An 8050-nucleotide genomic window follows, 5' to 3' on the forward strand; every position below is an offset into this window, starting at 1 on the left:
ATCACTCCGCGGCGAGCGCGGCGGGATCGGCGAAGGTCCGGCCGAGGCGGGCGGCGTACCACTCGACGAACTGGATCACGCCGCCTTCCTGCGCCGAGGAATAGGGGCCCGGACGGTAGCCCGGCGACAGGATGCCCTGCTGGTTGTTCTCGACCACGACGCGGTCCTCGTCGTTGGTCGTGACCCAGACCTCGGTCAGCCGCTTCAGGTCGTAGTCCACGCCCTCGCGCGCGTCCTTGTGCACCAGCCACTTGGTGCAGACCTCGGTCTCGGTCGCGCTGATCGGCGTCACGCGGAAGAGGATCGCGTGATCGGAGAGGAAGTGGTTCCAGGTCGAGGGGTAGTTGTAGAGCAGCAGCGCGCCCGCGTCCCTGAACGGGATCGACGAGTTCGGCTTCGTCACCGCGACCTTGCCGTCCATCGTGTAGCTCTCGGAGGAACCGAGGAGCGGCATCCGCACGAAGCGCCAGCGGCCATTCTCGCCGAGCAGGAACTTCGAGGGCGCGCCGGCTTCCTCGCAGCGCGCGATATGCGCGTCGAGCACCGGCGAGTGCTCCTTGCCCGTGCCGAAGAGCTTCGGATCCTCCGGGAAGGTGCGGCAGAGCGAGGGGTGGTTGCCCGCGCAGTGGTAGCACTCGCGGTTGTTCTCCCAGACGAGTTTCCAGTTGCCGTTCTCGATGATCGTGCTCTCGAAGGCGACCTTGGAATTCGTCAGGTCATGCGGCGCGAGGTAGCGCGCGACCTGCGCGGCGAATTCCTCGAAGGAGGGCGCCTCGTCGGCGACGCAGATGTAGACGAGACCGTTCAGCTCGCGGCAATGCACCGGATTGAGCCCGTGCTTCGACGGGTCGAAATCCGCGTCCATCTCGCGGGCCCAGAGCAGGCGGCCGTCGAGATCGTAGGTCCACTGGTGGTAGGGGCACACGATCTTCGGCGCCGAGCCCTTCTGGTTCCGGCAGAGCGTCGAACCGCGGTGGCGGCAACTGTTGTGGAAGGCGCGGATCACGCCGTCCGTGCCGCGGACGATGATGACGGAATAGAGGCCCACCTTGTAGGTGATGTAGTTCCCGGCCTTCGGGATCTCGCAGGCCGGCACCGCGAAGAGCCAGTCGCGGTAGAAGATCCGCTCGAGATCGAGCTCGAACATCCTCGGATCGGTATAGAACGGGCGGGGCAGCGAGTGGTTGGGCTCGCGTTCGGCCAGCAAGGACGGCGCGTCGAAATCCTGCGTCATGAGAACCTCGTCATCACGGTGCGCGGCGCTTCAGCGAGAGGGCGGACGCCGCGGGGTTACGCCCGAATCTGAATGGCCCTCTATACTGCCGCGGCCGTCGGAAACCATGCGAGAAAAAATCGCATGGGCCGCGAAAAAAACTCAACCCCGGAGAGGGTTAGACGTCATCCGCCCGCGCCGTCTCCAGGAACCAGTCGCGCAGGGTCGCGGCCGGTCCGCTCAAGTCGCGCTTGTCGTTCCAGCTGAGGTAGTAGGAGCCGGGCGAGGCGATCCGGAGCCCGGTGAAGGGCACGATCCGCCCCTCGTCGACGAGGCCGCGGACCAGCCTGTGCCAGCCGACGGCGAGCCCCTGATCCTCCTGGCAGGCCTGGATCACCACGCCGAACGTGCCGAAACGGCGGCCGGCGAGCGCGCCATGCGGCACCCCGCCGCGCCGCAGCAGTTCGTCCCAGCCCGTCCATTCCGCGTCGGCCCAGTCCACGTGCAGGAGCGGCAGTTCCGGAATGTCGGCGGGACCGCGCCCCGCGTACCGCTCGGCGAAGCCCCGGCCCGCGACCGGATAGATCATCTCGGTCATCAGCGGCGTCGAGCTTTCGCCCGGCCAGTCGCCGAGGCCGTAGCGCACGCGCAGATCCACCTCGGCGCGCTGGAAATCGCGCGCGTCGTCGGAGATCACGTGATCGACGCTGATTTCCGGGAAGCGGCGCCAGAAATCGCCGATGCGCGGCATGAGCCAGAAGGTGGCGAAGGCATGGGTGCAGGCGAGGACCACGCGCCGCGCGCGGTTGCCGCCCCGGATGGCCTGGATCGTCTCGGCGGCGCGGCCGAAGGCCTGGGACAGCACCACGTGGAGCGCCTCCGCGTCGGCGGTCAGCGTCAGGCCGGTCCTGCCGCGGGTGAAGAGGGCCGTTCCGAGATCCTCCTCCAGCGCCTTGATCTGCCGGCTCACCGCGCCGGGCGTGACGTTGAGTTCCTGCGCCGCCCGGTGAACGCTGCGGTGGCGCGCCGCGGCTTCGAAGGCCGCGAGCGCCGTGAGCGAGGGAAGCTGATAATACCGGTGTGCCATCTGACCGGGGAGTTTTGCACCGTTCCGCGCGGGCTGGAAAGATGCCCTTTCATCGCTCCGGGCATGGCCGGAACGACAGGTAGAGCGATCGCTCTACTTTTCGATTGACGAGGTAGAGCGATCACTCTACCTCGTGTCCATGACAGACATGAAACAGCGAATCGCGACCGAGCTGGAACGCAGCTTTTCCGAGCAGGGCTTCGCCGAGCAGGGCGTCGAGGCGCTGCGGGCCGAGGCGGATGTGTCGCTCCGCACGCTCTACAGGCATTTCCCGAGCCGGGAGGCGATGATCGTCGGCGCGCTGGAGCACCGGGACGCGACCTATTTCGCCTGGCTCGAGGGCGGGCCGGAGGAGGGGGTCGGGCATGTGCTGCACCCGCTGGTCCGGCTCCGCGACTGGCTCTGCGAGGTCGCGAACACCGGCTGCCTCTTCCTGAACGCGCTCGCGGAATATCCCGACAGCGCGGCCATCGGCGCGGTGGTCCGGGATCACAAGGCGCGGCTGGCGGAGGAATTCACGCGGCGGCTCGCCCGCGTCGCCCCGGGGCGGGACACCGGAGATCTGGCCGAGACGCTGTTCCTGCTGCACGAAGGCATGACCCAGGCCGCGCGCTTCCAGGGACGCGAGAAGGCCTGCGAGGCCGCGTTGCGCGCCGCCCGCGCCGCGCTCGCCGCCGAGGATATCCGCTAGGCTTTCACCAGAATCGGAGAAGTGAATGCGAATCCGGAAAATCCGCGTCTACGCGCATGACCTGCCGGTCAAAAATCCGCCCTTCGTCATGGCGAGCGGAACCGTCCGGTCGCTCGACACCACCCTCGTCCGGATCACCGCCGAGGACGGGACCGAGGGCTGGGGCGAGACCTGTCCGGTCGGCGCGACCTATGCCGAGGCGCATGGCCCTGGCGCGCGCGCCGCGTTGATCGCGATGGCGCCGGGCCTGATCGGCGCGGAACTCTGGCCCGTGGCGCTGCGCCGGACGATGGACGGGCTGCTCAACGGCCACGACTACGCCAAGGCCGCCATCGACATCGCCGCGCATGACCTGATCGGCAAGCGGCTCGGGGTGCGCGTCGCGGAGCTTCTCGGCGGCGGCGCGGCCGGGCGGGTGCCGAGCTACTACTCGATCGGCGTGGGCGATCCCGACGAGACCGCGCGGATCGCGCGCGAAAGCCTGGCCCAGGGCTATCCGCGGCTTCAGGTCAAGCTCGGCGGGCGGCACGTCGAGACCGACCTCGAGGCGCTCCGCAAGGTCTGGGAAGCGATCGGCGGATCAGGCATCCGCCTCGCCGCCGATGGCAACCGCGGATGGACCACGCGCGACGCGATCCGCCTCAGCCGCGAATGCGCCGATATTCCCTTCGTGCTGGAGCAGCCCTGCGACAGCCTCGAGGAACTGGAGCGGATCCGTCCCATGGTCTCGCACCCGATCTACATGGATGAGAGCGGGACCAGCCTGAACACCGTGATCACCGCCGCCGGGCGGGGGCTGGTCGACGGGTTCGGCATGAAGGTGACGCGCATCGGCGGGCTCGCGCCGATGCGGGCCTTCCGCGACATCTGCGCCGCGCGCAACCTGCCCCATACCAGCGACGACGCCTGGGGCGGCGACGTGATCGCGGCGGCCTGCGTCCACGTCGGCGCCACGGTCCGGCCCGACCTCAACGAAGGCGCCTGGATCGCGGCGCCCTACATCGACGGCCATTACGACGAGACGGCCGGCCTCCGGATCGAGAGCGGGCATATCGCCCTGCCGTCCGGGCCCGGCCTGGGCGTGACGCCCGACGCGGACATCTTCGGCGAACCCATCGCCGCTTTCTGAACCCCGGGAGAGAACAATGCGATTTTCAGGACGTTCCGCGCTCGTGACGGGCGCGGCCGGCGGCATCGGCGCGGCGATCGCGCGCCAGCTTCGCGCCGAGGGGGCGCGGGTGGCGGTGGCCGACCGCGACACCGGCGGGATCGAGGCCGAGGCGCATCTGCCCGGCGACCTGCTGGACCCGGCCTATGCCGACGGGCTGGCGGGCGCCGCGCGCGCCGCGCTCGACGGGCTCGACATCGTGATCAACAACGCGGGCGTCATCACCCGCGGGCCGGTGACCGAGACGACGGATGCCGACTGGTCGCTGTCGCTCGGCGTCAATGTCGAGGCGCCGTTCCGGATCTGCCGCGCCGCGATCCCGCTGATGGCCGCCACGGGTGGCGGGGCCATCGTCAACGTTTCCTCCTGCTGGGGCGGCAAGGCGCCGGGGCCGAACCACGCGGTCTACTGCATGACCAAGGCCGCGATCGCCTCGCTCACCCAGTGCATGGCGATGGACCACGCGCACCAGGGGATCCGCGTCAACGCGGTCTGCCCGAACGAGGTGAACACGCCGATGCTCCGGACCGGCTTCGCGCGCCGGGGCTTCGATCCGGATACCGCGGTGGCCGAACTCGGCCGCACCGTACCACTCGGACGGATCGCGGAGCCGGAGGACATCAGCGACGTCGCGCTCTTCCTCGCCTCCGACGCCGCGCGCTACGTCTGCGGCGCGCTCGTCGAGATCAACGGCGGAAAGGCCGTCGCATGACCCGGTTCGAAGGCAAGGTCGCGCTTGTCACGGGCGGCCGGTCCGGCATCGGCCAGGCCATCGCCCGCCGGCTCCGCGACGAGGGCGCGCGGGTCCTGACCGCGCAGCGCGGCGCGGATCCGGAGTTCGACGGGATCGCGGCGGATTTCCTCGATCCCGAGAGCCCGGGCCGCGTCGTCGCGGACCTGATCGCGCGGGCCGGACGGCTCGACGTGCTGGTGAACAACGCCGGCATGATGCGGGAGGCGGCGGTCGAGGCCATGTCGCCCGAGGACTGGGCTCGCAGCCTGACGGTCAACCTGACCGCGCCCTTCCTGATGATCCGGGCGGCGCTGCCCCATCTGCGGGCGAGCCGGGGCGCCATCGTCAACATCGGCTCCATCGAGGGGCTCGGCGCCAATCCGCGCCACGCCGCCTATTGCGCGAGCAAGGCGGGGCTGCACGGGCTGACGCGCGCGGTGGCGGTCGATCACGGGCACGAGGGCATCCGCTGCAACGCGGTCGCGCCCGGCTGGATCGACACCGAACTCAACGAGGCCTTCGTCGAGGGCATGCCCGACCCGGCCGCCTTCCGCCGCGAGATCGGGCGGATCCACCCCGTGGCGCGCACCGGCCGGCCCGAGGAAGTCGCGGCGGTCGTGGCCTTCCTCGCGGCGGAGGAATCGGGCTTCGTCACCGGCCAGGTATTCACCGTCGACGGCGGGCGCATGGCGAAGCTGAGCCTCCCCTGACGCGGGCTCACCCGTTGGCAAGCGCGTCGAGCTTCGCGACCTCGGCGGCGGAGAGCCGGATTCCCTCCGCCGCCGAACGGGCGCGGGCGGTGAAGCGGCGCTGCGAGGGCAGGCGCGCGCCCTGGCCGACGATCGCCTCGAACAGGACCTCGGCCCGGGCAAAGGGATCGCCCGGGCGCCCCTTCGCGAAGACCTCGGGCGCGAAAGCGATCAGAAGCTCGCCGTGGATCGGGGAGAGCGTGGTGGTCCTGATCCGGTCGAGGCAGTCGCGGCTCGTCAGATCCCCGATCAGCACCGCGCCGAGAAGCTCGATCATCGTGCCGAGGGCCGAGCCCTTGTGCCCGCCGAAGGGCAGCATCGCGCCGGCGAGCGCCTGCGACGGATCGGTGGTCGGCCGCCCCTCGGGATCGAGCGCCCAGCCCTCGGGCAGGTTCTTGCCGGCGAGGCGATGCAACTCGATCTCGCCCCGCGCCGCGACCGAGGTGGCGATGTCGAAGACGTAAGGATCGCCGCCCGGACGGGGCCAGCCGAAGGCGAAGGGATTGGTGCCGAGCAGCGGGGCGGTGCCGCCCGCCGGGGCGACCGTCGAATAGCTCGGGCACATCGCGAGGCAGGCGAGACCCTGCGCGGTCATGAGCTCCACCTCGGGCCAGAGCGCCGAGAGATGGCCGCAGTCGTTGACGACCAGCGCCGCGATCCCGAGCGCCCGCGCCCGCTCCGCGAGCAGCGGCGCGCCGAGTTCCAGCGCCGCGGGCGCGAAACCGAACCCCGCGTTCACGCGGATCACGGCGGTGCCATCGTCGGGGACCAGCGCGGGCTCGGCGCGCGGATCGACGACGCCCGCCCGCGCCGAGGCGAGCATGCCGTCGAGCCGGTAGAGCCCGTGCGACTTCGCCCCGTCGCGCTCGGCGGCGGCGACCACGCGGGCGAGCGCGCCCGCCTGCGCGGCGCAAAACCCGGCCGCCTCGAGAACCGCGCGCACCCGGTCCGCGAGCGCGTCGAAACTCAGCGTCACGTCCTCCATCACCGCGCTCCCCAGGTATCGCTCAGCCGGTAGCCGCCGGGCCAGGGATCGGACGGGTCGAGCATGTGCTGGTGGATCCCGGTGATCCAGCCCCGGCCCGAGATCTCGGGCAGGATCGCCTTGGTCTCGCCGACCTGCGTCGTGCCGAGGATCCGGCCCGTGAAGGTCGAGCCGATCAGCGAGACGGCGGTCAGTTGCTCGCCCTCCGCCATCTCGCCCCGCGCATGGAGGACCGCCATTCGCGCCGAGAGCGCGGTGCCGGTGGGCGAGCGGTCGACCTTGCCCGGCTGGATCGCCACCGCCGCCCCGGCCCGGAGCCCCTCGGGCGTGCGCTCGACAGGCCCGGCGAAGAGGCAGAAGGAGATGTGCCGCCAGTCGGGATTGGTCGGATGGACGAAGCCGAGCGCCGCGTTCGCGGCATTGGTGATCCGCACGCCGAGCCGCGCGATCTCGTGCGCCTCCTCCGGCACCAGCGCGAAGCCGAGCGCCTGAGCATCCACGATCACGAAACTGTCGCCGCCATAGGCGGTATCAACCGTCAGCGTGCCGAGCCCCTCGACCTCGAGCGCCACGCCGAGCCGCGCGGCGAAGCTCGGCAGGTTGCGCACGAAGATCCGCTCGGCCTTGCCGTCGCGGCATTCGGCGCGGACGCGGACGAGGCCGCCGGGCGCCTCGAGCGCGAGATGGGTCTCTGGCTCGGTCATCGGCAGGATGCCGGCGTCGAGCAGCACGGTCGAGACGCAGATCGAGTTCGAGCCCGACATCGGCGGCGTGTCCTCGGGCTCCATGATGATGAAGGCCGCGTCCGCCTCGGGATGCTTCGGCGGCACCAGCAGGTTCACGTGGCGAAAGACGCCGCCGCGCGGCTCGTTCAGCACGAAGTTCCTGAGGGTCGCATCCTTGGCGATCCAGGCCCGCTGCTCCCAGAGCGTCGCGCCCGGCGGGGGTGCGACGCCGCCGACGATCACGTCGCCGACCTCGCCCTCGGCATGGGCGGAGATCACGTGGATGGTCTTGCTGCTGCGCATCGGGAGCCTTCTCTCAGGGGGTCGGGTGGATCGGCGCGTGGCCATGCCGGGCAAAGAACCGGTCGAGCTCGCGCCGCTCGCCGGTAAAATCAGCGACATGGCAGCCGGAGTCGGATCGGACCTCGGCGGAGCCGCGCCGGCCGCCCTCGGGTATGGACCGTTCCATACCGGCACCTTAACCCCACCGCCGCCCTCAGGCAATAGAAACGTTCATGAGTGTTCATTTAGAAGACGATCAGGTTGTTTATATTGACATGAATGCGCATCCCGCCCTATTCCGGCCCAGGACACCGCCATGCCCCGGGAGGCCCGTGAACGCCGCGAGCGCGCGGCCGGCTCTCGCGCGGGAGGTGTGACGCGGGTTGGACGCCGCGCGTGGCATGGCGCTATGTTCGT

The 8050-nt window shown here is 70.4% G+C and carries 8 protein-coding genes; 4 read left to right on the forward strand and 4 right to left on the reverse strand.

Features of this window, described 5'->3' with window-relative positions; translation table 11 throughout:
• Window position 1: 1 nt before the first annotated feature.
• Both FJM51_RS08710 and FJM51_RS08715 read right to left on the reverse strand, forming a co-directional pair.
• Window positions 2-1234, reverse strand: a complete 1233-nt coding sequence (locus tag FJM51_RS08710) for an aromatic ring-hydroxylating oxygenase subunit alpha (protein ID WP_140453735.1) — start codon at window positions 1232-1234, stop codon at window positions 2-4.
• A gap of 157 nt (window positions 1235-1391) precedes the next feature.
• On the reverse strand, window positions 1392-2300 hold the full coding sequence (locus FJM51_RS08715; RefSeq protein ID WP_140453736.1) for a LysR substrate-binding domain-containing protein: 909 nt from the start codon (window positions 2298-2300) through the stop codon (window positions 1392-1394).
• Window positions 2301-2448: 148 nt separating this feature from the next.
• Between FJM51_RS08715 and FJM51_RS08720 the strand changes: the two genes are divergently transcribed.
• The 4 genes from FJM51_RS08720 to FJM51_RS08735 are packed head-to-tail and all read left to right on the forward strand — an operon-like array spanning window position 2449 to window position 5602.
• A complete protein-coding gene (locus tag FJM51_RS08720) occupies window positions 2449-2991 on the forward strand; it encodes a TetR/AcrR family transcriptional regulator (RefSeq protein WP_181164493.1) in 543 nt (180 codons plus the stop codon).
• A gap of 25 nt (window positions 2992-3016) precedes the next feature.
• Entirely contained in the window at window positions 3017-4120 is a 1104-nt protein-coding gene (locus tag FJM51_RS08725) for a mandelate racemase/muconate lactonizing enzyme family protein (RefSeq protein WP_140453738.1), read from the forward strand.
• A gap of 16 nt (window positions 4121-4136) precedes the next feature.
• Window positions 4137-4871 (forward strand): SDR family NAD(P)-dependent oxidoreductase, encoded by a 735-nt coding sequence (locus tag FJM51_RS08730; protein ID WP_140453739.1) that lies wholly within the window; start codon window positions 4137-4139, stop codon window positions 4869-4871.
• A complete protein-coding gene (locus FJM51_RS08735) occupies window positions 4868-5602 on the forward strand; it encodes an SDR family NAD(P)-dependent oxidoreductase (protein WP_140453740.1) in 735 nt (244 codons plus the stop codon). Before FJM51_RS08730 ends, FJM51_RS08735 begins: the two co-directional genes overlap by 4 nt.
• Before the next feature lie 7 nt (window positions 5603-5609).
• Here FJM51_RS08735 and FJM51_RS08740 read toward each other — a convergent pair whose 3' ends face one another.
• Both FJM51_RS08740 and FJM51_RS08745 read right to left on the reverse strand, forming a co-directional pair.
• Window positions 5610-6626, reverse strand: coding sequence for an Ldh family oxidoreductase (locus FJM51_RS08740; RefSeq protein WP_210240236.1), 1017 nt, complete (start codon window positions 6624-6626; stop codon window positions 5610-5612).
• Entirely contained in the window at window positions 6626-7654 is a 1029-nt protein-coding gene (locus FJM51_RS08745) for a trans-3-hydroxy-L-proline dehydratase (protein ID WP_140453742.1), read from the reverse strand. Before FJM51_RS08745 ends, FJM51_RS08740 begins: the two co-directional genes overlap by 1 nt.
• Window positions 7655-8050: the final 396 nt, after the last annotated feature.

The organism is Amaricoccus solimangrovi (genome assembly GCF_006385685.1).
GTDB classification, from domain to species: domain Bacteria; phylum Pseudomonadota; class Alphaproteobacteria; order Rhodobacterales; family Rhodobacteraceae; genus Amaricoccus; species Amaricoccus solimangrovi.